Below are 23,324 nucleotides of genomic sequence, written 5' to 3' on the forward strand. Positions count from 1 at the left end.
CTTACACCGAGGAGCCGCCGCCGCGGCATGGGGGGGTCACTCCACCCCCATCCCGAGGGAAAGGGGTGGGGGGAGCCCGGGTGGACGTCAGGCCGCGATGAGTCCTTGCTGGAATTCGTGGATATCGCCTATCAAGTCCGAGGCCCCCTTGATGACCTTGGCCGTGCCGAGCACGATCTGCAGCGGGCCCGTGATGCTGTTGAGCCCCGGTACCACCCCGGCGATGTCCAGGCCGAGCTGACCCGCCGTCAGCGCGATGTTGAGCGCGTCCTTCGGGTCCTTGTGCAGCTCGTCCCACAGGTCCTTGGCGCTGCCGATGGCGCTGCCCGCGCTCACGATGTTGCCGAGGATGGGCACCGACTTGAGGCCCGCCTTGGCGGCGAACTTCGTGGCCTCCTTGGTGATGGACTCCTTGAGCTTGTCCGGCAGCGCGTCCACGAACCGGCCGAACATGCGCGTGAGGTTCTCGATGCCCTGACGCCCGAACGGCAGCTTCTGGCCCGCCACCTCGAAGTGGTCTCCCTGCGTGAGCAGCGCCCCACCCGCCTGGGCGATCTCACTCAGCGCCCCGCCCACGTCGCCGTGCGCCAGCTTCTCGGCGGCCTCGAACAGGTTCGTCACCGCGCCCGAGTCCACCATCGCCGCGTTCAGCTCATGGTCCGAGAACAGCTTGCCGAGGCTGCCCGGAATCTTCGCCAGCGAGTTGAGGAACGCCTTGGCCGCCTCGGGAGCCGTCTGGGCGATCGCCTTGCCCGTGGTGGCGATGCCCGCCACGAAGCCGCCCAAGTCCCCGCGCTGCAGCGCCCCGAACGCGTCGCCCAGCGCCTTGCCCACCGCTTCGTTGCCCAGCAGGCTCGTCGCCGCGACGAGGGTGTCCTTGGCCCACTCCGGCACGTGCAGCTTCTCCGCCAGCGCGCCCGTCATGCGCCCGCGCAGGTCCGGCGGCACGTCCGCCAGCGCCTGGCCCAGCGACTTGAGGGCCGCGCCCGGGTCGCCCGACGCCAGCTGCTGGCCGGCCTGCATCACGTCGAAGATGGCTCCGCCCAGCGACGCGATGTCCTTGCCGTCCTGGATGCCGAACGGCTTGAGCTTCTCCATCAGGCCGGCGTTCTTCGCCAGCGCGTTGCCCGCCGCCGTGGCCAGCGCCTGGTTCTTCAGCAGGTCCTTCGTGCCCTGCACCAGGTCGCCCGACATCATCTTGTCGAAGGCCGCGTGCAGGTCCTTGTTCGTGACGAGCTGGTGGACGAAGTCCTTGTCCGTGAGCAGCGACTTCGCCACGCCCGCGAAGCCCTGGTCCGAGAGCTTCCCCGCCGTCGTGGTGATGGCCTTCTCGATGATGGACGGCGGCATCTTGCTCGCCGCGTCCTTCAGGCTCTTGAGCGCGACCTGGAAGTCGCCCTGGCCCAGCGCCTGGCCCGCCTTGAGCAGGTCCGGCAGCGCCTTGCCCGCCTGGAGCAGCTCGGACGGGGTGATGCCCAGGTTGGTGATGTTGGTGCGCAGGCCCTCGGGCAGCTTGCTGATGAGCTTCTCGCCAATCTTGTTCAGCAGCTCCGGCGCCGCCTCGCCCGCCTTGCCCAGCGCGGTGATGCCGTCGTCGATCTTCCCCTCGGAGAACGCATTCACCGCGTCGAACAGGTGCGGCGCCGCCTTGCCGGCCTGCAGCAGGTCCGTCTTGTCCAGGCCCGCCTTCGTCAGCATCTCCTGGACCTTCGGGTCATTGCCGAGCGCCGTGAGCGCCGCGTCGCGCGCCGCGTCGTTGCCCAGCAGCCCGCGCAAGCCCTCCAGGCGCGTGCCCTCGTTGAAGAGCTTGCCCACCTGGTCATGCAGGTCCCGGTTGGTGACCACCTGCTTGAGGAAGGCATCGTCCGTCAGCAGCGTCTTCGCCGCACCGAGCTGGCTCGGCAGCTGCTGCGCCAGGCCCTTCATCGCCTGCGTCGTGAGGTCCGGCGCGGAGATCGCCGCCTCCTTCAGGCTGTTGAACGCCTTGCCCCAGTCCCCCTTGGTCGCCGCGTCCGCCGCCTCGTACAGGTGCGGCAGCGCCGGGCCCGCCGTGCGGATCTGCTCCGGCGTGATTCCCAGCTTCGCGAACTGGTCCTTCACGCTCTGCGGCAGCGCCTTTTCGATCTTCTCGCCGATCTTCGCGGCCAGTCCCGGCGCGGCCTGCACCGCCGCCTGGATGTCCGTCAGACCGCCCTTTACGTCGCCCTTCTGGATCTTGTCGAAGGCATCCAGGAGCTTCGGCGCGGCCTTGCCCGCCTCGACCAGATCCTTCGGCTCCAGGCCGATCTTCTTGAGCGCGTCCTGGACGCCCTTGTCCGTGCCCAGCGCCGTGAGCGCCGTGTCGCGCACCTTGTCGTTGTTGAGCAGCCCGCGCAGACCCTCCATCCGCGTCGAGTCGTTGAAGAGCTTGCCCACCTGGTCGTGCAGGTCGCGGTTGGTGACGACCTCCTTGAGGAAGGCATCGTTGGTCAGCAGCGTCTTCACCGCACCGAGCTGACTCGGCAGCTGCTGCGCCAGGCCCTTCATCGCCTGCGTCGTGAGGTCCGGCGCGGAGATCGCCGCCTCCTTCAGGCTGTTGAAGGCCTTACCCCAATCGCCCTTGCTCGCCGCGTCCGCCGCCTCGTACAGGTGCGGCAGCGCAGGGCCCGCCGTGCGGATCTGCTCCGACGTGATTCCCAGCTTCGCGAACTGGTCCTTCACGCTCTGCGGAATGAGCTTCTCGAGCTTCTCACCAATCTTGGCGGCAAGGCCCGGCGCGGCCTGCACCGCCGCCTGGATGTCCTCCAGACCGCCCTTCACGTCGCCCTTCTGGATCTTCTCGGCGGCGTCCAGGAGCTTCGGCGCGGCCTTGCCCGCCTCGACCAGATCCTTCGGCTCCAGACCCACCTTCTTGAGCGCGTCCTGGACGCCCTTGTCCGTGCCCAACGCCGTGAGCGCAGTGTCGCGCACCTTGTCGTTGTTGAGCAGCCCGCGCAGGCCCTCCATCCGCGTCGAGTCGTTGAAGAGCTTGCCCACCTGGTCGTGCAGGTCGCGGTTGGTGACGACCTCCTTGAGGAAGGCGTCGTTGGTCAGCAGCGTCTTCACCGCGCCGAGCTGGCTCGGCAGCTGCTGCGCCAGGCCCTTCATCGCCTGCGTCGTGAGGTCCGGCGCGGAGATCGCCGCCTCCTTCAGGCTGTTGAAGGCCTTGCCCCAATCGCCCTTGCTCGCCGCGTCCGCCGCCTCGTACAGGTGCGGCAGCGCAGGGCCCGCCGTGCGGATCTGCTCCGGCGTGATTCCCAGCTTCGCGAACTGGTCCTTCACGCCCTGCGGCAGCGCCTTCTCGATCTTCTCGCCAATCTTGGCGGCCAGCCCCGGCGCGGCCTGCACCGCCGCCTGGATGTCCGTCAGACCACCCTTCACATCGCCGGCCTTCAGCTTGTCGAAGGCGTCCCACAGCTTCGGCGCGGCCTTGCCCGCCTCCACCAGGTCCTTCGGCTCCAGGCCGACCTTCGCCAGCTGCTCCTTGACCGACTTGTCGTTCGACAGCGCGCCCAGCACCGCGTCGCGTGCCTTGTCGTTGTTGAGCAACTCGCGAATGGCACCCGTGTCCCCCGGGTTCTGGAGCAGCTTGCCCACCGACGCGTGCAGCTCGTTGTTGGTGACCAGCTCCTTGGCCACCTTCTCATCCGTCAGCAGCGTCTTCGCCGGGCCCTCGGGCAGGTTCTGCGCCAGCCCCTTGATGGCCTTCTGCGCCACCTCGGGCGACGCCAGCGCCGCGTTGCGCAGGTGCTCCAGCGCCTGCTCTGGATGACCGCCCACCACCGCCTGCGCCGCCTTCTCCAGATGGGGCAACGCCGCCTGGCCCGCCTTCTTGAGGTCATCCGCCGTCAGGCCGAGCTTCTCCAGCACGCTCTTGTCCTGCATGCCGACGGTCTGCGCCGCCGCGGGCGCCGTGGTGGACCCCAACCGCTCCGCCGTCTGGCCTCGCTGCGCCAACGAGGTCTTCTTGCCGCTGTCGAACCCGTCCCGCGCCTGCTGCCGCTTCACCTCGCTGCGCGCGCCCGGACCCGCCTTCGCCGCCTTCGGCTCGGCCTTCGCCGTGTTGGCCTTCTTCGCCACCGGCTTCGGTTCCGGCTTGGGCTCTGGCGGCTTGGGCTTGTTGTAGGGCTTCGAACCACCGGTTCTGTCGATCGCCATGGCGAGACCTCGCGAAATGACCGGCGCCCCCTGGGTACGCGCGGCGCGGGAGATGTGCGTGGAGCTACCTGGCTTCGATTATCGGCTTTGGAGAACTCGAGTTGCGAGGACCCGGCGTCCGATCAGCCGCCCCCGCCGAGGTCACCCCCGGCGGGGTCTTGACGCGAGGCGTCAGTGCTTCTCGTCGAAGGAGATGCCCTTGTTCACCTCGTCGATGGCCTTCTCGGTGAGCTCGACGGCCTTGGCGCGGTGGCCGCCCTTGTCGTGGGTGGCCGCCTTCAACGAGGCCAGCGCGTAGCGCAGGTGGACGAGCGCCTCTTCCATCTTGGGCTGCTTCTCGGCGAACGCGCGCTGGGTAAAACCACCCAGGACAAAGGCCACGGCGACGGCGATGACGGTACGGCGCATGAGGAGGGCTCCTGGCTGAGGGGGGTTGGACCGCGAGCCCATCATCCACGACCCCCCGTCAACCTTTCCACATGCCCCCTGTAGGAACTTCAGGGTTCAGGGAGGGCGGTCACACCTCGGCGCAGGTCCTCGTGCATCGCTCAACGGTGGACGGGATGCTTGGCGCGTCCGGGCCAGAACAAACCCTGTAGTTCCGACTGGAATGGCCCGGCAAAGTCTTTGCAAAAGGCCCCTCGCGAAGCTCTTCAGGGGGTGCGCGATGCGCGGAGTCATCACCGGACGTGAGGTGCTCGAAAACCTGGGACTCATCTACCGCGAGTTCGGAGCCGCTTGTCTGATGCGATGTCTCTGGGCGCTCGTGCGCGGGCGCAGCACCACCTTCCTCGAGGTGGCCTGCCAACCCGAGTCGGAGCGCTACCGCTAGGACTCGTCTTCCGGCTTCGCCGGGGACGCGGGAGCGACCGGAGTCTTGTAGGACACCTGAGGAGCTCCGCCCCCCCGACCCTGACGCGGCCACCGCCCGGACCCGTCGCCCCTCCGCTCCGGAGGACGCCCGCGCGGGCCCTGCTGCTGCGGATTGCGCTGCTCCGAGGGCCTCGCGCCCTGCTCTCCCCGCTGGCCCTGGCCTTCTCCGTTCCCCTGGGGAGAACGCTCGCCCCGTGGTGGACGCTCGCCCCGTGGTGGACGCTCGCCCCGTGGCGGACGATCACCCCGAGGACTCATCTCCCGAGGCCCCTGCTGCTCCGCGGAGCGCGTGCCCTGCTCTCGCGGCGGGCGCTGACCTTCCCCGTCCCCCCGAGGCGGACGCTCGCCCTGGGACCGCTCTCCGCGCTGCTGGAAGCGCTCACCCTGCGGGCGGTCTCCGCGCTGCTGGAAGCGCTCTCCCTGGGGACGATCTCCCCGCGGGAAGCGCTCACCTTGAGGACGATCTCCCCGGGGGGAACGGTCGCCCTGCGGACGGTCCCCCTGCGGACGTCCACTGCCGAACCTGTCGCCCGCGCCGTTGCCGTTGGGACGGCCCTCGCCGTTGCGCGGCCCGGAGAAGCGGCGCTCGCGCGGCCCCCCGCCTCCGCCCTGGAAGCGCCCCGTGGGCTCGAAGTCCGGCGTCAGCTCGCGCTTCACGTAGGCCCGCCAGATTTCCTGCGCGTCACCCGAGCGCACCCGAAGGCCCGGGTCCGTCATCTCGAAGTAGCGGCGCAGGTTCTCGATGTCGCGCTTGAAGAAGAACTCGGCCTGGCTGTTGGCCGCCGCGTCCACCACCTGCGGGAAGTCGATGATGGTGGCCCCGCGGTTGCCCAGCAGGATGTTGAAGGCCGACAGGTCTCCGTGGATGAGGTCGCAGCACAGCATCCGGATGGCCTGGTTGCGCAGGTCGAAGTACAGCGCCGACGCCTCCTCGGGCGTGAGCGCGGCCTCCTCCAGCCGCGGCGCCGGGTGGCCCTCGAGGTCCAGCACCAGCTCCATCAGCAGCACGCCCTCGTAGAACATCACCGGCTTGGGCACGCACACCCCGGCCGCGAACAGCTTGCCCAGGGCGTCCGCCTCCGCCGTCTTCCACGCGTCCTCGGCGGCCTGCACTCCGAAGCGGCTCCCCTTGGCGATGGCTCGCGCGGTGCGGCTGTTGCGCACCTGCCGGCCTTCCCGGTAGCCCGAGTTGTTGCGGAAGTTTCGGTGCTCGCGCTCTTTGTAGATTTTCGCCGCGACGACCTCGCCGCCGTGGCGCACGAGGTACACGTCCGCCTCCTTGCCACTCTTGAGGCGGCCCACCACTTCGTCAATCACACCATCAGCCAACAGGACTTGGAGCGCTTCGTTCATTCGTTCGAGTGTCGGAAGGCTCCGAGTCCTACCACGTATTCCAGGCGACCTCAGCCCACACGTGCAGGAAGCCCGGCCGCAACCCCTTCAACCGGTGGGACATGGGGCCAGCCAGCCAGGGGCCCCTTGCCCGCCTCCCGGGAGAGGTAGTCCGCCGCGATGTTGGCGCTCTCCATGATGGTGAGCAGCCCGCTCCCCGGGTGTGTACCACCTCCCACCCAGTAGAGGCCCTCGACGCTGGGGCTCTTCACGTGTGGGCGCAGGGGGCCCAGCTGCGTCCAGTTGTGCGACAGGTTGAACACCGCTCCCCGGAAAACGTTGAAGTCATCCCGCCACGTCTCCGCGGTGAAGTAGCGCTCGGCCTGGATGTGCGGGCGCACCCCTTTCAGCCCCACCTTCTCCAGCATGGCCGGAATCCGCTCGCGCAGGGTGCGCTCTGTTGCCGCCCAGTCCACAGGACGCGAGGTATTGGGCGTGGGTACCAGGACGTACAGGGTCGAGTGGCCCTCGGGCGCCCCGGACCTGTCCGTCACGCAGGGGTTGCAGACGTAGAAGGGCGGGTCGTCCAGGTCCACCTCCTGGTCCTCCAAGGCCACCCTGTCCGTGCGCCGCGCGCTCTCGGAGAGGTAGATGAGGTGGTGGGGCAGGTCCTCCCAGACGCGGTCCACCCCGTAGTAGGCCATGAAGGTGCTGCACGAGTACTTCGCCTTCTCCAGCGAGGCGTCCGTCAGCCGGGTGCCGGCGCGGGCCTCGGCGGGGACGAGCTTCTGGGCCGCATATGGCAGGTCCGCGTTCACCACCACCGCGTCCGCATCCAGCCGCTCACCGCCCTGGAGCCGCACCCCCGCCGCCCGGCCGTACTCCACCAGCACCTGCTCCACCGGCGTGCCCAGACGGAAGGTAGCCCCCAGGTCCTCGGCGCACTTCATCATCCCCCGAGCCAGCTCCCGGAAGCCGCCCTCCACGTGCCACACCCCGAAGGCCAGCTCCAGGTACGGAATCACGCTGAACACCGAGGAGCACGTGGTGGGGTGCAACCCCAGGTACTTGGAGGGATAGGACAGCGCGTAGATGAGGCGATCGTCGTGGAAGTGCTCGTCCAGGTGCTTGTAGAGCGTCTGCCACGGCTTGAAGCGCAGCGTGGAGAAGAGCCGCCAGGGCGCGTAGTAGGCGAGGCTGTCCGCGTGCGTGGCCATGAACTTCTCGTAGGCGAGCGGGTACTTCTCCCGGCTCTCCTCCAACCAGCGGCGCAACGCCGGCGCCTTGTCCGCGCCGAACTTCGCCACCTCGCGCTCCATCCGCGCCGCGTCCCGCGTGGTGTCCAGGTGCGTGCCATCCCAGAAGTGCACCCGGGTGTTGGTGTCCAGCGGCACCAGCTTCACGTAGTCCGAGATGCGCCGGCCCGCCCGCTCGAAGATGCTCTCCAGCACTCCGGGCAGTTGCAGGATGGAGGGCCCCGTGTCGACGGCGTACTCGCCGCGCTCCCCCAAGGTGAGCCCCTTCATCCGCCCTCCGGGCACCGGCTCCTTCTCCACCACCGTGACCTTCAACCCCAGCCCCGCGAGGTTGATGGCCGCCGACAACCCCCCGGGTCCCGCTCCCACGACGATGACGTGACGTACCATGGCGGCGCTACGATGCCTCGAACCGGACCCGGTTGCAGCCCTCCAGGCGAGCAGGCACCTCCGCCGCCTCCCCGACCCCACGTCCGCGCGAAACCCGGCCTGCCCCAGTCCTACCCGGATTGACGCTGTGCACGGCCCACTGTTAGTCGATGACTCCTCACACCGGCAGGAGGGCCGATGATCCACGCGCTCAACCCCAACACGGTCGGCCTGCTCCTGGTGCAGTTGGTGGTCATCATCGGGTTGTCACGGCTGCTGGGCCGGGGCATGCGGTGGCTGGGCCAGCCCCTGGTCATCGCCGAGGTGCTCGCGGGCATCCTCCTGGGCCCGTCGCTGCTGGGGTGGCTGGCGCCGGACGTGATGGGCACACTCTTTCCGGCCAACAGCATGCCGGTGCTGAAGATGCTGAGCCAGGTGGGGCTCATCCTCTTCATGTTCCTCATCGGGCTGGAGCTGGACCCCAAACTGCTCAAGGGCCGGGGACGCGCCTCGGTGGTCATCAGCCACACCAGCATCGTGGTGCCCTTCGCGCTGGGAGCGGCGGCGGCGCTGTGGTTCTACCCGAGGCTGCGCGACCCCTCGGTGCCCTTCTCCTCCTTCGTGCTCTTCATGGGCGTGGCGATGAGCATCACCGCCTTCCCGGTGCTGGCGCGCATCCTCACCGAGCGGCGGTTGATGAACTCGAAGGTGGGAGCCATCGCCATCACCTGCGCGGCGGTGGACGACGTGACGGCGTGGTGCCTGCTGGCCTTCGTCGTCTCCATCGTGCGCGCCTCGGACATCCTGCACGCGGGGTACACCACGCTCTTCTCGCTGCTCTACATCGGCTTCATGGTGGGGGTGCTGCGGCCCTTGCTGAAGCGGCTGGGAGCGCGCGTGGCCAACCGCGAGGGTCTCACGCAGAACGTGGTGGCCGTGACGCTGCTGCTGCTGCTCGCCTCGGCGTGGACCACGGAGGTCATTGGCATCCACTCGCTCTTCGGCGCCTTCCTCTTCGGAGCCATCATTCCCAAGGAGGGAGGGCTGGCGGAAGCGCTGGCGGCGAAGCTGGAGGACATGGCGGTGGTGCTGCTGCTGCCGCTCTTCTTCGCCTACAGCGGGCTGCGCACCCAGGTGGGACTGCTGTCCAGCGGCGACCACTGGGTCATGTGCGGCCTCATCATCCTGTTGGCATGCGTGGGCAAGTTCGGAGGCAGCGCGGTGGCCGCGCGGCTCACCGGCCTGCCCTGGCGCGAGGCGGGCGCGGTGGGCGTCCTGATGAACACCCGCGGGTTGATGGAGCTCATCGTCCTCAACCTCGGCCTGGACCTGGGCGTCATCTCCCCCACCCTCTTCACCATGATGGTGGTGATGGCACTGGTGACGACGGTCGTCACCTCGCCACTGCTGCGCTGGATATACCCGCCCGAGGTGCAGGTCCGGGACACGGCCACGCCCGGGCCGGTGGCCGCGCCAGAGACCAGCCCGGAGCCCGACACCGCGCCGGCCGAGGCCGCGCGGGGGCACGACCCGGCCGTGGTGGGCGCCGAGTGGGGTCCCAAGGGCCGGCTCTTCGGAGTGGATCGCGAGCGGCCCGTCAGCGACCCGCCCCCGCCGCCCGCCGCCGAGCCCGGCACGGAGACGGAGTCCGGGAAGGGCTCCTCGGAGTCCAAGGCCGGCTCCACACCGGCTACACCGCTGCCCACGGGCTCGGCTTCCTGAGGAAGGAAGGGAGGCGACGCCATGCGCCTCCACGAGTGCTGTAGGTTCGCCGTCATGTCCGGAACAAGGCAGTTCCCCAAACGTCTGCTGGTTTCAATCCTCATCGGGCTGGGGTGCTCATCGCCCAAGCCCGTCGAAGGCGTCTGGCGTCCCGGCCCCGGCGAGGATGCGGAGTACATCCCGGGTCCACTGAAGAATTTCGGGCCGTTCGACACCTATACGGATGCGATCTTGGCGGCCTGCCCGATGATCCTCTCCAAGCCCAACGCCACCGTGGGCTATCTCCAGAACTCGAATCCCGAGCTGGCGCGACGAACCGCCACCGAGTATTGCGCTTGGCTGTATTACACGCCGGAGCACAAATACGAGATGAGCATGCTGACGGACCTATCGAGGCCGGAGGATCTCGTGACAGGAAAGAAGAGCTGCATTCTTCCTCCGTTCGTGAGCGATGCGCGCTATGCGCCCGGCGACCTCCGATACATCTTCGCCCTTCACAACCATCCCTACGGGTCCATCCTCTCGCCGCAGGACATTCAATTCATCAAGGACATGGCCAGCATTCATGAATGGTCCATCAAGACGAAGGACGCTCGCCAGATCATGCTCTCCATCATCGCATTCTTCTCCAGGTCGAAGGACCCCGCGGCCCCCTCATGTGACGGCTTCTACCAGTATGTACCGGCAACGCGATCCATGACGCTCTGGACCCAGCGCGAAGGCCAATGGCAGCATGAATTGATCGACCCGGAAATCTGGGACAAACCCAGACCCCGTCGTATCGAGAAGCAATAGGCGCGTTCCTGCTGGAATCAACCCATAGAGGAATGTCCATGACCCTGCGGGAACTCATCTTGTCGGCCGCCATCCTCTTCTGCGGCTGCGTACGAAGGCCGGAGCCCTTCTCGACTCCGTCCGCGAACGACAACTCCATCATCTTCCCTCTGTCCACCGGGGGTGGCTTCGTCGAGGTGAACGCGAGGCAAGGGACGTATGAAATGGATGGCGAGGTGCTGCGTGCCCTGATGGTCGTCGCCAATGACCTCTTTCCCCCGAGAGCGTCCACACAGAACCTGCCGTGCTGGGCCAGACAGGAGGCACACACGTATCGGTTCACTCGCCGAGAGAACATCATCTTCGTCTACGTCGACGAAGATCTCGCTTATTGCGGCCGTACGGTCCACGCGATGGACTCGGGAGCGAAGTATGCGATCAGCAAGGATGGCCGCATCCTCCGGCGCGTCATCGGCTCCGAACCAGACCACGTCATCTGGCGTCTGACGACACCCGACGGAGGAGAGGTGACGGTCGTCGCGGAACCGGGGGTCAGTCCCAAGCTGGAGGATTTGGAGAAGCCAGACAGTGGGATTGTGAAGATCGTCACGGAGCCAATGGACATGCCCGGTTTGTTCGTCCTCAAGCCGATCCCGGGTTTTGTACCAATCGAAGTGGGTCCCGACTTCCCGCTCGGCAACACCATGTCTCCCTTTGATGACGCGGGGACTTGGCAGTGGCGGGACGGGAAGCGCGTTCCCGTTCCCCAGGCGTCCCCACCAGTGCCCGCCCTGGACCCGGATGGAGGCACTCCCAACGCGGGCTCACCCGGCGACGCGGGGACGAGCGGCCTCGGGTCGCCCCCGGGCCCACCGGACTCCGGGGTAGGCGCACCGTGAACGTCGTCCCCTCCCCCCCGCGTCGTCTCGAAGACGCCCGCTCGTCAATACAACTCCGAGGTGGAGAAAGGGGTACAACAGCTGATGTAGCCCCCGGTGACGAGCACCTTGCCCGAGGGCAGCAGCGTCGCCGTATGGCTGGTGCGCTCGGTGATGAGGGGACCGCTCGTCATCCAGAAATCCAGCCAGGGGACATAGAGTTCCGCGCTGGCCTGCCCCGCGACCAGCACCGCCCCCGAGGGCAGCAGCGTCGCTGTGTGGCCGCTGCGCGCGGTGGCGAGGTTGCCCGCGGGCGACCAAGTGCCTGACCCAGGGTCATAGAGTTCCGTGCTGGCGAGGTACGCACCGGGAGTGGTTCCTCCCGCGACCAGCACCTTGCCCGAGGGCAGCAGCGTCGCCGTATGTCCGATGCGAGAGATGGAGAGGTTGCCCGTGGACGACCAGGTGCCTGACTCGGGGTCATAGAGCTCCGCGCTGGCGAAGATACCGACATAGCTCCCCCCCGCGACGAGCACCTTGCCCGAGGGCAGCAGTGTCGCCGTGTGGCTCAGGCGGTTGGTCACGAGGTTGCCGGTGGCCGTCGACGTGTTGAGCACCGGGTCATAGAGTTCCGCGGTCGGGTGGAAGCTCAGGCCCCCTCCCGCGATGAGCACCTTGCCCGAGGGCAGCAGCGTCGCCGTGTGGTAGTAGCGAACGGCGACCATGTTGCCGACGGTGGTCCAGGTGTCGAGGACGGGATCATAGAGCTCTATGGTGGAGAGGCCGCTTCCAATGCTCATGCCCCCCGTGACGAGCACCTTGCCCGAGGGCAATAGCGTCGCCGTATGTCCGGTGCGGCCCATGATGAGGGAGCGGGCGGGCGTCCAGGTGCCCAGCTCGGGGTCATAGAGTTCCGCACTGCCGAGATAGCCGGGGTATTCCGAGGAGTTCAGCGTGTACCGGCCCCCGACGACGAGCACCTTGCCCGAGGGCAGCAGCGTCGCCGTGTGTCCGTAGCGACCGGTGCGGAGGTTGCCGGTGGCCGTCCAGTTGCGCAACCCGGGCTCATAAAGCTCCGCGCTGGCGAGCATGCCGAAATTGTTTCCCCCCGCGACGAGCACCTTGCCCGTGGGTAGCAGCGTCGCCGTGTGGGTATCGCGAGCGGTGGCGAGGTTGCCGGTCGCCGTCCAGGTGCCCGACCCGGGGTCATAGAGCTCCGCGCTGGCGAGGGTACTGCTGCTGAACCCCCCCGCGACGAGCACCTTGCCCGAGGGCAGCAGCGTCGCCGTGTGGGTCTCGCGGCCGGTGGCGAGGTTGCCGGTGGCCGTCCAGGTACCTGTCCCGGGGTCATAGAGCTCCGCGCTGGCGAGGGGAAGGACAGCGTCGTCGTTGCCGCCCCCCGCGATGAGCACCTTGCCCGAGGGCAGCAGCGTCGCCGTGTGAAAGCGGCGGGGCGTGAGGAGGTCGCCAGTGGCCGTCCAGGTGCCCGACCCGGGGTCATAGAGCTCCGCGCCGGCGCCCCCCGCGATGAGCACCTTGCCCGAGTACAGCAGGGTCGCCGTGGACCACACGCGGCCGGTGGCGAGGTTGCCGGTGGCCGTCCAGGTGCCTGTCCCGGGGTCATAGAGCTCCGCGCTGGCGAGGGGAAAGCCTGGGCCAGTGTTGAATCCTCCCGCGACGAGTACCTTGCCCGAGGGCAGCAGCGTCACCATGTGGTTGGCGCGGCCGGTGGCGAGGTTGCCGGTGGCCGTCCAGGTGCCTGTCCCGGGGTCATAGAGCTCCGCGCTGGCGAGGCCGCTGAAGTCACCGCCATTGATACCCCCCAAGACGAGCACCTTGCCCGAGGACAGCAGCGTCGCCGTGTGGCGGAAGCGGGCGGTGGCGAGGTTGCCGGTAGCCGTCCAGGTGCCAGTCCCGGGGTCATAGAGCTCCGAACTGGCGAGGTACGCACCGGGAGTGATTCCTCCCGTGACGAGCACCTTGCCCGAGCGCAGCAGTGTCGCCGTGTGGAAGTTGCGGGGGGTGGAAAGAGTGCCGGTGGAGCTCCACCCGGGATCAACGACCACGGGCCCCGTCATGCCCTCGAGCCCGCTCACCACCATCTCCACGCGCACTGTCCGAGTCGTGAGAGTGAAAGAGGTGACGCCATCCTGGACGTGCCTGGCTGCAACCCCCGCGCCCCACAACTTCACCTCCCCCTGACGACTCCGCCCTGTCTGGTCTCGCGCCACCGCATAGTGCAACCGCAGCACGGGCACGTCTCGCCCATCCAAGAACTCCAGATGATCCTGAGCAGCCCGCAGCCGCTCGATGCCCTCCGGCACCGTCACCTGATAGCGCGTCTGGTACGACGGCGCTCCTGCCTCCACGACCACGAACTCCTCGACCCTCTGGGTCAGCCACCAGCCCTCCTGCTCGACGGCTTGTCCCCCCACGGCCTTCCAGAAGTGCCTTGCCCCGTCGAAGGCCACCCCGGCTCCATGCTTCGCCACCTGGGCGCCGCCTCCCTCCTGTCTCACCTTGAAGACATACCCTCGGGTGGAGAGTTCCATCTCGCCGCCACGCGTCGGCGCGAGCTTCACGCGCAGCGCGGCGGCTGGGTTCACCGGAAGCTTCTGGGACTCCTCGTTCACTCCCGCGGAGAACTCCGGGAAGTACGCATGCGCCAGCCCCAGGGCGTTGTCCTCGCTGGACGCATGGCGCCAGGCCTCAATGGCAGGCCCCCGCGCCGGTAACTGGAGTTGCGTCGGCTCTCCAGGCAGGTTCATCGGCGCCACGGCCAACGACTCGGACTGCTGCCCGATGATGACTGGAGCCGCATCCCCGTCCTTGGGGCCTGGGTTCTCGGACAGGCTACAACCGAGCAACAGACTCGGCAGGAGCAGGATCCATCTCCCGGGCCTCCGAGTATGGGGCGACGGCAGTGTTTCATGGGTCATCAAGGTGGGTTCCTTCTCTGGTGGAAGAGGGGCGCACTATGAGTGAAATGAAGCGACGAGGGTAGTTCCCGGGAAAGGCGTCAAAGAACTTGTTCCACCCCGAGCCCTACACCGAGCCGGCCGAGGCCACGCGAGGGCACGACCCGGCCGTGGTGGGCGCCGAGTGGGGTCCGAAGGGCCGGCTCTTCGGAGTGGAGCGCGAGCGGCCCGTCAGCGACCTACCCCCGCCGCCGAGCCTGGCTCGGAGATGGAGCCCGGGAAGGGCTCCTCGAAGTCCAAGGCCGGGTCCACACCGGATACACCGCTGCCCATGGGCTCGGCTTCCAAAGGAAGGAAGGGAGGCGACGCCATGCGCCTCCACGAGTGCTATAGGTTCGCCGTCATGTCCGGAACAAGGCAGTTCCCCAAGCGCCTGCTGGTTTCAATCCTCATCGGGCTGGGGTGCTCATCGCCCAAGCCCGTCGAAGGCGTCTGGCGTCCCGGCCCCGGAGAGGATGCGGAGTACATCCCGGGTCCGCTGAAGAATTTCGGGCCGTTCGACACCTATACGGATGCGATCTTGGCGGCCTGCCCGATGATCCTCTCCAAGCCCAACGCCACCGTGGGCTATCTCCAGGACTTGAACCCCGAACTGGCAGCCCGAACCGCCACCGAATATTGCGCCTGGCTCTATTACACGCCGGAGCACAAGTACGAGATGAGCATGCTGACGGACTTGTCTCAGCCGGATGATCTCGTAGCCAACAAGAAAACCTGTGTGCTCCCCACGTACGTGAATGACTCGCGCTATGCGCCGGGCGACCTCAAGTACATCTTCGCCCTTCACAATCATCCCTTCGGCGGCACCCTCTCCTTGATTGACTACCGGTTCATCGAAAAGATGGCCCACCATCACGACTGGGAAGTCGAAACGAGGAACGGCAAGGTCCGGCTCGCGATCATCGCCTTCTTCTCGCAATCGAAGGACCCAGCGGCGCCTACCTGCGATGGCTTCTATCAATATGTTCCCGCCTCACGCGAGGTCATGACGTGGGTCCAGACGCAGGGCCGCTGGAAGATGAAGAAGCACGAAATCCTCGAGTGGCGCAATGACAAAACCTATCGGCTTAGAAGCATCCAGGAAGACGCCGGCCGGAATCCACATTGAGGGTGATTCATGAGTCCGAGAAAACTGATTGTCGTCATTGCCCTCGCACTCTCGAGCTGCATACGAAAGTGGGAGCCCTTCTCGACACGGCCGGAACAGGACAGGACTGTCATCTTCCCACTGTCCGTCGGAAGTGGCCTTGTCGAGATCAAGCCCCAAGAGGAAACGTATGAATTGGATGGCGAGGTGCTGCGTGCGCTGATGCTCGTCTCCAATGACCTCTTTCCTCCAGACACCTCCAAACTGGAGCTGCCATGCAGGTTCAAACCGCAGGCCCATACGTTCCGGTTCGCCCGTCGGGGAGACGTCATCTTCGTCTACGTCAACGAAGATCTCGCCTATTGCGGTCGCACGACTCCCGCTCTGGATTCAGGCGCGAAATACGCCATCAGCAAGGACGGTCGCATCCTCCGGCGCGTCCTTGATGGGCTGGACGAGGATGATCACGTCTGGAGTCTGGAGACTCCCGATGGCGGGAGGGTGACGGTCGTCACGGAGTCGAGCGACAGCCCCACCCTGGAGGATCTGGACAGGCCCGACAGTGGAGTCCTGAGGGTCACCACCGAACCGGTGACCATGCCCGACGTGATCGTCCTCAAGCCGATCCCGGGTTTTGTACCAATCGAAGTGGGTCCCGACTTCCCGCTCGGCAACACCATGTCTCCCTTTGATGACGCGGGGACTTGGCAGTGGCGGGACGGTCAGCGCGTTCCCGTTCCCCAGGCGTCCCCACCAGTGCCCGCACCGGACCTGGATGGAGGCACTCCCGACGCGGGCGGGGACGCGGGTTCACCCGGCGACGCGGGGACGAGTGGCCTCAGGTCGCCCCCGGGCCCACCGGACTCCGGGGTAGGCGCACCGTGAACGTCGTCCCCTCCTTCTGTGTGGACCACACCGACACCGTGCCCCCATGCGCCCGCACAATCTGCTCGACGATGTAGAGCCCCAGTCCCAGCCCCGCCGTCGGCGATGGCGACTGATCCTCCCCCGTGTACCTCCGGAAGGGCTCGAAGATGGAGCCGAGCCGCTCGGACGGAATCGGCGGCCCCTCGTTGTGCACCTCCAACCGGACGAACCCGTTCTCCACCCCCAGCGCGAAGCGCACCCACGTCTCCTCCGGGCTGTAGTCGAGCGCGTTCTTCCCCAGGTTGATGCACAGCTGGGTCAGCCGGTCCGCGTCCCACTCGCCCCTCAGGTCCCCCTCCACCTCCAGCTTCACCTCCCGCCCGGGGCGCCCCGCCTCCAGCTCGTCCACCACCTCGCGGCACAGCACGCCCAGGTCCACCTCCCTCGGGCTGATGGGAATTCCCCCTCCCAACCGCCCGCGCGCGAAGTCGAGCAGGTCGGAGATCATCCGCTTCATGCGCTCGGCGCTGGTGATGATGCGGCGCACTCCCTTCACCTGCCGCCCCCCCAGGTCCTCCAGGCGCAGCATCGCGTTGGCCGACAGGAGGATGGCATTGAGCGGGTTGCGCAAGTCGTGCGAGACGATGCTCATGAAGCGCTCGCGGAACTCGGCCGTCCGGCGCAGGTGCTCCTCCGCGCGCTTCTGCTCCGAGATGTCCACCACCACCACGCCCAGCTCGGAGATGGCGCCCCCCTCGTCACGGACCGGGTAGTAGCTGGCCAGCCAATGACACCTCTCCCCGGGCCGCGCGGGCGTCTCCCCCGCTATCTCCACGTCCATCACCGGCTGTCCCGTCTCCAGCACCCGGTGCAGCAGCGGCTCCACCTGGTCGGCGAGATCCGGCAAGACCTCGCGCACCGTCTTCCCCATGTGCTCCTGGGGTGACAGCCCATTGATGAGGGCCAGGCGCTCGTTGAGCCGCACGAAGTGCAGCTCCGTGTCCCAGAAGCCCAGCCCCACGGGGACCGTCTCCATGATGCCGTCCAGGCGGGACAGGGCCTCCTGGGCGGAGGTACGCGCCCGCAGCTCGGCGTCGTAGAGGCGCCCGCGCTCCAACGCCTGGGCGCACTGGCCCGCGACCACCAGCATCCAGGCCCACTCTTCCTCGGGAAAGAAATGCCTCCCCCGGAAGGACAGCCCGATGACGCCCATGGCCCGGCCCTCCACCCGCAGGGGCAGGGCGACGAAGGCGCCGGAGTCCTCCACCTGTGACTCGTAGAAGACAGGCCCCGTGCGCACCGCCTCGCGGTACATGGCGTACGTGTCGGCCGGGAGGTGCATCCACTCGCGCACCTCCGCCTCGGCATCGCCCGGGGTCTCCAGCAGGTCGAACCACCGGCCGTCCTCCGACAGCAGCCCGAGCGAGCCGCCCGCGGCCCCCAGCACCCGCACCGCCTTCTCCAGCACCACGTGTGCCACCTGGGTCGTGGTGAGTGCCCGCGACAGCGCGGCCGTCACCTCCTGGAGGCGAGCGGTGCGCGACTCCTGCGCCCGGAGCTTCTCCAGCGCCCGCTCGGCCTCCTCCCGCGCCAGGCGCTCCCGCTCGGCCAGCTGCGCCAGGAGGATGAGGGCGGTGGCCCGGCCCACCATCGCGCGAAACAGCAGCTTGTCCTCGGTGGAGAACTCGAAGACGGTGCGGCTGCCCATCATCGCCACCCCGAGCACCTCGTCTCCCTGCATCAGCGGCACTCCATAGAGGCCCCGCGTCCCCTGGTGGCGGAAGGCGTCCGTCTTCACCCGCGGGTCCGTCGACGCCGAGCGCAGCTCCATCGGCCGGCGCTCGGCGGCGATGCGCCCGCAGAAGCCCTCGCCCACCCGCATGCGGAAGCCCGAGGCCACCATCTCCTCCAGGCCCACCGACGCCTTCGCCTGGAGCACGTCCCCCTCGCGCAGCATCAGCGTCACGGAGTCCACCGGCGTGGTGGCCTCCAGGATGACGCGCAGCAGCTTCGGCAGGAAGGTGTCCAGGTCCTCCGTCCCCATCGCCGCCTGGGAGACACGCTCGAGGACATGGAAGGTGCGCGCGCGCCCCCGGGCATGGCGGGTGATGGCAGCGGTTGCCAGCTCGTCGAAGGCCCGGCAGAAGCGCTCCACCTCCCGCAGCGTCAGGGCCAGCCCACCCGGTGCGGTGCGCTCGAGGTGCTCGGTGTACAGCCGCAGGATGCTCGTGCGCAGGGCCGAGTACTCGCCGGACACCTCCTCCAAGTCATAGCCCAGGTCCAACCGCTCCAGGGCCTGGAGCTCCGGCATCTCCGCCAGCTCCCCGTACCCCTCGCCGTGCTGCAGGGCCTCCATCATCCTCGCCATGCGCTCGAGCAGCGCCGGCAGGTGGGCACCAAGCCGAGGGTCTGGCAGGCCCCGTGTACAGGGCAACTGGCGCACCGCCCAGCCCCAGTGCTCCAGGATGCGCGGGCGGTGAGCGCGGAGGAAGTCATGCAGGTGCAAGCACCCTGGGGAGTCCAGGGTCGTGGGAGGCTCCGCCATGCCCTGAAGATGGAGCAGCCGCCATTCGTGAGGCCGGGCCCCTTCGCCCAATGCCCGCAGGCTCCCTCCCAGGGCGGCCAGCACACCTGGCCCCGCACGGCCCCCGCGCCCCTCGGACGGACAACCTCTGGAGTCACCTCCGCCGGCTCCGCGCGGCGTCCACCAGACGTCAGCTCCCCGCGCTCCCCGCCACGCGAGCGGCTACGGTGAGCGGTGCGGACCTAGATTGCACAGAATTGGGAGACACATGGTGACACCCACGGCTCGCGAGGTCCTTCTCTTCTCGTTGGAGGGTCAACGCTACGCTCTGCCCGTGGAGGACGTGCGCGAGCTGGTCCGGGCCGTGCGCCTCACCCCGCTGCCCCGCGCCCCCGCCGTGGTGGAAGGGCTGCTGGACCTGCGCGGCGAGCTGCTCCCCGTGCTGGATATGCGCCGCCGCTTCCGCCTGCCCGCCCGCCCGCTCTCCTCCGAGGACCACCTCGTGGTGGCCCAGGCCGGGCCTCGTCGCGTCGCGCTTCGGGTGGACCGGGCCGAGGGCCTGCTCGCCCTGGAGCCAAGCGCCATCGACAGGACACCAGCGGAGCTGCCAGGCGTGGGGTACGTGGCCGGTGCCCTCAAGCTGCCGGATGGGTTGGTGCTCCTGCATGACCTGCGCACCTTCCTCTCCGCGGCGGAGGCGCTCGCATTGGAGGAGGCGCTCGCGGAGGAGGGAGCCTCGCGGTGAGTGGTGAAGCCCCCCAGCACTGGCGTCACCCGGGCTACGTCGCGGTGCTCGACCTCGTCGCCGCTCGCGCCGGCCTGTTGCCGCCCAGCTGCCCTCCCGCCGCCATGGAGGGCATCGACCGGGCCATGGCCCGCGCGGGCCTGCCCCAGGACTTCGCGGCCTACCTCACGCGGCTCGAGACGGACACCGCCATCCTGGATGACCTGCTGGTGGAGCTCACCATCGGGGAGACGTACTTCTTCCGCAACCCGGAGCACTTCCACTTCGTGCGCCGCGAGGTGCTGCCGGACCTCCAACGGCTCCGGGGGCCGAGACACCCGGTGCGCGTGTGGAGTGCCGGCTGTGCCTCGGGAGAGGAGCCCTACTCGCTGGCGGTGCTCCTCCTGGAGGAGGGCTACAAGGACCGGATGGAGGTGCGGGGCACGGACGTGTCGCGCGCCGCGCTCGCACGGGCCCGGGTGGCCAGCTACGGAGAGTGGTCCTTGCGCGGCACCGAAGCCGGCCGCATGCGCCCCTTCCTGCACGCCGAAGGCAAGCGCTACACCCTCGCCCCCGAAGTGCGCGATCGCGTCCACTTCGGCTACCTCAACCTCGCCGAGGACACCTGGCCGTCCCAGTCCCGGGGCCTCTGGCACATGGACATCATCTTCTGCCGCAACGTCCTCATCTACCTCAACCGGCTCACCGTCGAGGCGGTGGCCCAGCGGCTCCACGCCACGCTCGCCGAGGGCGGCTTCCTCATCGCCGGCCCCTCGGACCCGCCGCTCAGCGGCTTCGCGCCCTTCGAGACGATCGTCACCGACTGGGGCGTCGTCTACCACCGGCCCGCCCCGGGCCACACCCCCCGCGTCCACGCCCTCCGCCACTTCCCGGCGCGCGTGATACCGCCCCTCGTCCAGTCCCACTCCCCCCCGCCCGTCGCGCCGCTGCCGGCCGCACCACCGCCCCCACCCAGGCCCTCCGCCGTGCCCGACGGCCTGGAAGGAGCGAAACAGGCCCTCGCCCGAGGAGACTGGCGGGAGGCGGCACAGCGGGCCGGAGCGCTCGCGGAGGACCCGGTCGCGGCGGCGGTGGCGGTGCGGGCGCTCGCGAACCTGGACCCACGGGCCGCCGTGCGGGCCTGTGCCGAGGCCGCCGCGCGCCACCCGCTGGCCGTGGAGCTGCGCTACCTGGAGGCGATGTTGTTGCTGGGGCTCGGCCGCCTGCCGGAGTCCGAGCACGCCGTGCGCCAGGCCCTCTACCTTGAGCCCTCCCTGGCCGTGGCCCACCTCATGCTGGGCCATCTCCGCCGCCGCCAGGGGGACCTCCCAGGGGCCCGGCGCTCCTTCCGCATGGCCGAGTCGCTGTGTGCCGCGCTGCCTCCAGAGACGCCCGTGCTCCTGGCCGACGGCGAGCGCGCCGGCAGGTTGCTAGAGGTAGTCCGCAACGAGCTCACCCGGTTGACGGCGCTCGAGGAGAAGCATGAATGACAGGAGGCGATGACACCCGGGGTGGCGGGCTGGATTGGGCCGCTGCCTACCGGAGGCTGGCCCGGCTCGCCGCCGCCAGCGAGGCCGCCACCACGGCGGACCCCGAGCGGGAAGCGGCGCTGCTCGACGAGCGTGCGCGAGCCCTGGCCCGGCCCCTCGAGCAGCAGGCCCGGACCGGCCCCCTGCTGGAGCTGGTGCACTTCCGCTCCGGCGAGCAGGACTACGCGCTGGAGGCGCGCTTCGTGCTGGAGGTGCTGCGCGCCCCGGAGCAGCTCGTGCCCCTGCCCGGCGCGCCCCAGACGCTGCGCGGCCTCACCCTGCTGCATGGCGAGGTGCTCGCGGTGGTGGAGCTCGCGCCCCTCTTCGGGCGGGACGCGCCCACCACCCACGGGCCCGTGCTGGTGGTGGGCATGGGACGGCCGGAGCTGGGCCTGCGCACCGATATGGTGGAGGAGCTGCTCCTCGTCTCGCGCGACACGCTCCTGCCTCCACCGGGGGCGCTCGACGCGCGCGAGCGCACCCTCGTGTCCGGCATCAGCCGTGACGGAATCATCGTGCTGGAGGGGGAGGCCCTGCTGGAGGATGGTCGCCTCTTCTTCGACTTCTCCGAAGAAAGGACTGCATGAGTATCGGGAAGAAGATCGCCCTCGGATTCGGACTGTCCCTGGTGATGCTGCTCGCCGTGTCCCTGGTGGCCTTCCAGAGCGCGCGGCAGCTCAACGAGACGGCCGAGAGACTGGTGGAGAGCCGCGACCAGGGCCGTGCCATCCGCGAGGTGCGGGCGCTCCTGGTGGACGCCGAGACGGGTGAGCGCGGCTACCTCCTCACCGGCGATGAGCGCTACCTGCAGCCCTTCGAGCGGGCCATCCAGGAGATCAACACCAAGCTCGACACCCTGCGCCAGTACCTGAGCGACGAGCCGGATCAGCATGCCCGGCTGGCCCACGTCGAGCCTCTCATCCGCGAGCGGCTCGACTCGCTCAACGAGGTCATCCGCATCCGGCGGGAGCAGGGTCTGCAGCCGGCGGTGACTCGCATCGAGCAGGGGCAGGGCAAGCAGCTCATGGATCAGATCCGCCAGGAGCTCGAGGAGATGCTGCGCATCGAGGACCTGCGCTGGGCCGACTTCGAGCGAGAGGCGAGCGCCAGCGCCTGGCGCAGCATGGTGGTGCTGGGACTGGGCACGGTGCTGGGCCTCCTCATCGTCGGCCTGGGCAGCTACCTCGTCACGCGCAGCATCACCGGCCCGTTGGACAAGCTGGTGACGGGCGCCGAGCAGATCGGCCGCGGCAACTTCGCCCACCGCATCGAGGTGCACAACGAAGACGAGACGGGAGAGTTGGCACGCGCCTTCAACGCCATGGCCGAGCGCCGCCAGCAGGCGGAGACGCAGCTGGCGAAGCAGGCCGGGGAGCGCGAGCACACCCTGCGGACAGTGGCCGAGTTCGTCAACCAACTGGCGGGCACCAGCGCGGAGATCCTCGCCAGCACCACCGAGCAGGTGGCCGGCGCCCAGGAGCAGGGCAGCGCGGTGGCGCAGACGGTGAGCACCATCGAGGAGATAGCGCAGACATCCGAGGAGGCCGCGGGCCGGGCGCGTGGGGTGAGCGAGTCGGCGCGGCACTCGGAGGAGGTGGGCAAGAGCGGCCGGCGCGCGGTGGAGGAGGCCATCGCCTCCATGGGCAGCGTGCGCGAGCAGGTGGAGTCCATCGCCTCGCGCATTCTCGCCCTGGCCGAGCAGGCGCAGGCCATCGGCGACATCATCACCACCGTCAACGACATCTCCGAGCAGACGCACATGCTGGCCCTCAACGCCTCCATCGAAGCCAGCCGCGCCGGAGAGCACGGCCGGGGCTTCGCCGTGGTGGCCGCCGAGGTGAAGGCGCTCGCGGACCAGTCCAAGAAGGCCACCAACCAGGTGCGGCAGATTCTGGGGCAGATCCAGAAGGCCACCCAGGGCGCGGTGATGACGACGGAGGAGGGCACCAAGAGCGTGGCCTCGGCCACCCGGGTGGTGACGCAGGCGGGCGCCCACATCCAGACGCTCAGCGAGCTGCTCGCCCAGGCCTCGCTCACCGCGGCGCAGATTTCCGCCTCCGCCAACCAGCAGGCCACCGGGATTGGACAGATACGGCAGGCCATGCGGGACGTGAGCCAGGCCACCCAACAGGCGCTCACCAGCACCCGGCAGACGGAGCGCGCGGTGCAGGAGCTCAATGCCATGGGCCAGAAGCTCAAGGGCCTGTTGAGCGAGTACGGACGCGCCGAATGACG

15 protein-coding genes and 1 pseudogene are annotated in these 23,324 nt (G+C 68.6%); 10 read left to right on the forward strand and 6 right to left on the reverse strand.

What is annotated here, in order from left to right; all coding sequences use genetic code 11:
• Positions 1-87 precede the first annotated feature (87 nt).
• On the reverse strand, positions 88-4,176 hold the full coding sequence (locus tag DAT35_RS14365) for a hypothetical protein (protein WP_108067558.1): 4,089 nt from the start codon (positions 4,174-4,176) through the stop codon (positions 88-90).
• A gap of 171 nt (positions 4,177-4,347) precedes the next feature.
• The gene (locus DAT35_RS14370) at positions 4,348-4,584 is read right to left on the reverse strand and encodes a hypothetical protein (protein ID WP_108067559.1); all 237 of its coding nucleotides are present in this window, start codon (positions 4,582-4,584) and stop codon (positions 4,348-4,350) included.
• A 259-nt stretch (positions 4,585-4,843) separates the two neighbouring features.
• Between DAT35_RS14370 and DAT35_RS59905 the strand changes: the two genes are divergently transcribed.
• Positions 4,844-5,008, forward strand: a complete 165-nt coding sequence (locus tag DAT35_RS59905) for a hypothetical protein (RefSeq protein WP_199242885.1) — start codon at positions 4,844-4,846, stop codon at positions 5,006-5,008.
• Here DAT35_RS59905 and DAT35_RS14375 read toward each other — a convergent pair.
• Both DAT35_RS14375 and DAT35_RS14380 read right to left on the reverse strand, forming a co-directional pair.
• A complete protein-coding gene (locus tag DAT35_RS14375) occupies positions 5,005-6,402 on the reverse strand; it encodes an RIO1 family regulatory kinase/ATPase (RefSeq protein WP_108067560.1) in 1,398 nt (465 codons plus the stop codon). The two genes, DAT35_RS59905 and DAT35_RS14375, sit on opposite strands and share 4 nt — an antisense overlap.
• Positions 6,403-6,452: 50 nt before the next feature.
• On the reverse strand, positions 6,453-8,027 hold the full coding sequence (locus DAT35_RS14380) for an NAD(P)/FAD-dependent oxidoreductase (protein WP_108067561.1): 1,575 nt from the start codon (positions 8,025-8,027) through the stop codon (positions 6,453-6,455).
• Between the two features lie 177 nt (positions 8,028-8,204).
• Here DAT35_RS14380 and DAT35_RS14385 point away from each other — a divergent pair.
• The 3 genes and pseudogenes from DAT35_RS14385 to DAT35_RS14395 form a co-directional block, all read left to right on the forward strand.
• A pseudogene (locus DAT35_RS14385) lies at positions 8,205-9,494 on the forward strand (cation:proton antiporter); the annotation flags it as partial.
• 255 nt (positions 9,495-9,749) lie between these two features.
• Positions 9,750-10,523: a hypothetical protein gene (locus DAT35_RS14390; RefSeq protein ID WP_233261474.1), complete on the forward strand. Its 774-nt coding sequence runs from the start codon at positions 9,750-9,752 to the stop codon at positions 10,521-10,523.
• A gap of 38 nt (positions 10,524-10,561) precedes the next feature.
• On the forward strand, positions 10,562-11,401 hold the full coding sequence (locus DAT35_RS14395) for a hypothetical protein (RefSeq protein WP_158501701.1): 840 nt from the start codon (positions 10,562-10,564) through the stop codon (positions 11,399-11,401).
• Between the two features lie 44 nt (positions 11,402-11,445).
• On the opposite strand, the gene DAT35_RS14400 is transcribed toward DAT35_RS14395, so the two are convergent.
• Complete coding sequence (locus tag DAT35_RS14400) at positions 11,446-14,319, reverse strand: kelch motif-containing protein (RefSeq protein WP_108067563.1); 2,874 nt, start codon at positions 14,317-14,319, stop codon at positions 11,446-11,448.
• A gap of 349 nt (positions 14,320-14,668) precedes the next feature.
• Here DAT35_RS14400 and DAT35_RS14405 point away from each other — a divergent pair, with 349 nt between their 5' ends.
• Together DAT35_RS14405 and DAT35_RS14410 are read left to right on the forward strand one after the other, a co-directional pair.
• Positions 14,669-15,466, forward strand: coding sequence for a hypothetical protein (locus DAT35_RS14405; RefSeq protein ID WP_233261475.1), 798 nt, complete (start codon positions 14,669-14,671; stop codon positions 15,464-15,466).
• 9 nt (positions 15,467-15,475) lie between these two features.
• Positions 15,476-16,330: a hypothetical protein gene (locus tag DAT35_RS14410; protein ID WP_108067564.1), complete on the forward strand. Its 855-nt coding sequence runs from the start codon at positions 15,476-15,478 to the stop codon at positions 16,328-16,330.
• On the opposite strand, the gene DAT35_RS14415 is transcribed toward DAT35_RS14410, so the two are convergent.
• A complete protein-coding gene (locus tag DAT35_RS14415) occupies positions 16,284-18,818 on the reverse strand; it encodes a GAF domain-containing protein (protein ID WP_233261476.1) in 2,535 nt (844 codons plus the stop codon). The two genes, DAT35_RS14410 and DAT35_RS14415, sit on opposite strands and share 47 nt — an antisense overlap.
• Positions 18,819-19,104: 286 nt before the next feature.
• Here DAT35_RS14415 and DAT35_RS14420 point away from each other — a divergent pair, with 286 nt between their 5' ends.
• The 4 genes from DAT35_RS14420 to DAT35_RS14435 are packed head-to-tail and all read left to right on the forward strand — an operon-like array spanning position 19,105 to position 23,322.
• On the forward strand, positions 19,105-19,581 hold the full coding sequence (locus DAT35_RS14420; protein WP_199242886.1) for a chemotaxis protein CheW: 477 nt from the start codon (positions 19,105-19,107) through the stop codon (positions 19,579-19,581).
• Positions 19,578-21,050 carry a protein-glutamate O-methyltransferase CheR gene (locus DAT35_RS14425; RefSeq protein WP_233261477.1) on the forward strand — a complete coding sequence of 491 codons (1,473 nt, stop codon included), beginning with the start codon at positions 19,578-19,580 and terminating at the stop codon, positions 21,048-21,050. The genes DAT35_RS14420 and DAT35_RS14425 overlap by 4 nt, the downstream gene beginning before the upstream one ends.
• Positions 21,047-21,676 (forward strand): chemotaxis protein CheW, encoded by a 630-nt coding sequence (locus tag DAT35_RS14430; protein ID WP_108067566.1) that lies wholly within the window; start codon positions 21,047-21,049, stop codon positions 21,674-21,676. Before DAT35_RS14425 ends, DAT35_RS14430 begins: the two co-directional genes overlap by 4 nt.
• A complete protein-coding gene (locus tag DAT35_RS14435) occupies positions 21,673-23,322 on the forward strand; it encodes a methyl-accepting chemotaxis protein (RefSeq protein ID WP_108067567.1) in 1,650 nt (549 codons plus the stop codon). The genes DAT35_RS14430 and DAT35_RS14435 overlap by 4 nt, the downstream gene beginning before the upstream one ends.
• The last annotated feature ends 2 nt before the right edge of the window (positions 23,323-23,324 follow it).

Origin of the sequence: Vitiosangium sp. GDMCC 1.1324 (assembly GCF_003044305.1) — a bacterium.
Lineage (GTDB): Bacteria > Myxococcota > Myxococcia > Myxococcales > Myxococcaceae > Archangium.

Coding starts and splice junctions, on each gene's coding strand:
- DAT35_RS14410 (WP_108067564.1), top strand. CDS start 15,476: ATGAGTCCGAGAAAACTGATTGTCGTCATTGCCCTCGCACTCTCGAGC.
- DAT35_RS14390 (WP_233261474.1), top strand. CDS start 9,750: ATGCGCCTCCACGAGTGCTGTAGGTTCGCCGTCATGTCCGGAACAAGG.
- DAT35_RS14380 (WP_108067561.1), bottom strand. CDS start 8,027: ATGGTACGTCACGTCATCGTCGTGGGAGCGGGACCCGGGGGGTTGTCG.
- DAT35_RS14430 (WP_108067566.1), top strand. CDS start 21,047: ATGACAGGAGGCGATGACACCCGGGGTGGCGGGCTGGATTGGGCCGCT.
- DAT35_RS14395 (WP_158501701.1), top strand. CDS start 10,562: ATGACCCTGCGGGAACTCATCTTGTCGGCCGCCATCCTCTTCTGCGGC.
- DAT35_RS14420 (WP_199242886.1), top strand. CDS start 19,105: ATGGTGACACCCACGGCTCGCGAGGTCCTTCTCTTCTCGTTGGAGGGT.
- DAT35_RS14365 (WP_108067558.1), bottom strand. CDS start 4,176: ATGGCGATCGACAGAACCGGTGGTTCGAAGCCCTACAACAAGCCCAAG.
- DAT35_RS14400 (WP_108067563.1), bottom strand. CDS start 14,319: ATGACCCATGAAACACTGCCGTCGCCCCATACTCGGAGGCCCGGGAGA.
- DAT35_RS14435 (WP_108067567.1), top strand. CDS start 21,673: ATGAGTATCGGGAAGAAGATCGCCCTCGGATTCGGACTGTCCCTGGTG.
- DAT35_RS59905 (WP_199242885.1), top strand. CDS start 4,844: ATGCGCGGAGTCATCACCGGACGTGAGGTGCTCGAAAACCTGGGACTC.
- DAT35_RS14375 (WP_108067560.1), bottom strand. CDS start 6,402: ATGAACGAAGCGCTCCAAGTCCTGTTGGCTGATGGTGTGATTGACGAA.
- DAT35_RS14405 (WP_233261475.1), top strand. CDS start 14,669: ATGCGCCTCCACGAGTGCTATAGGTTCGCCGTCATGTCCGGAACAAGG.
- DAT35_RS14370 (WP_108067559.1), bottom strand. CDS start 4,584: ATGCGCCGTACCGTCATCGCCGTCGCCGTGGCCTTTGTCCTGGGTGGT.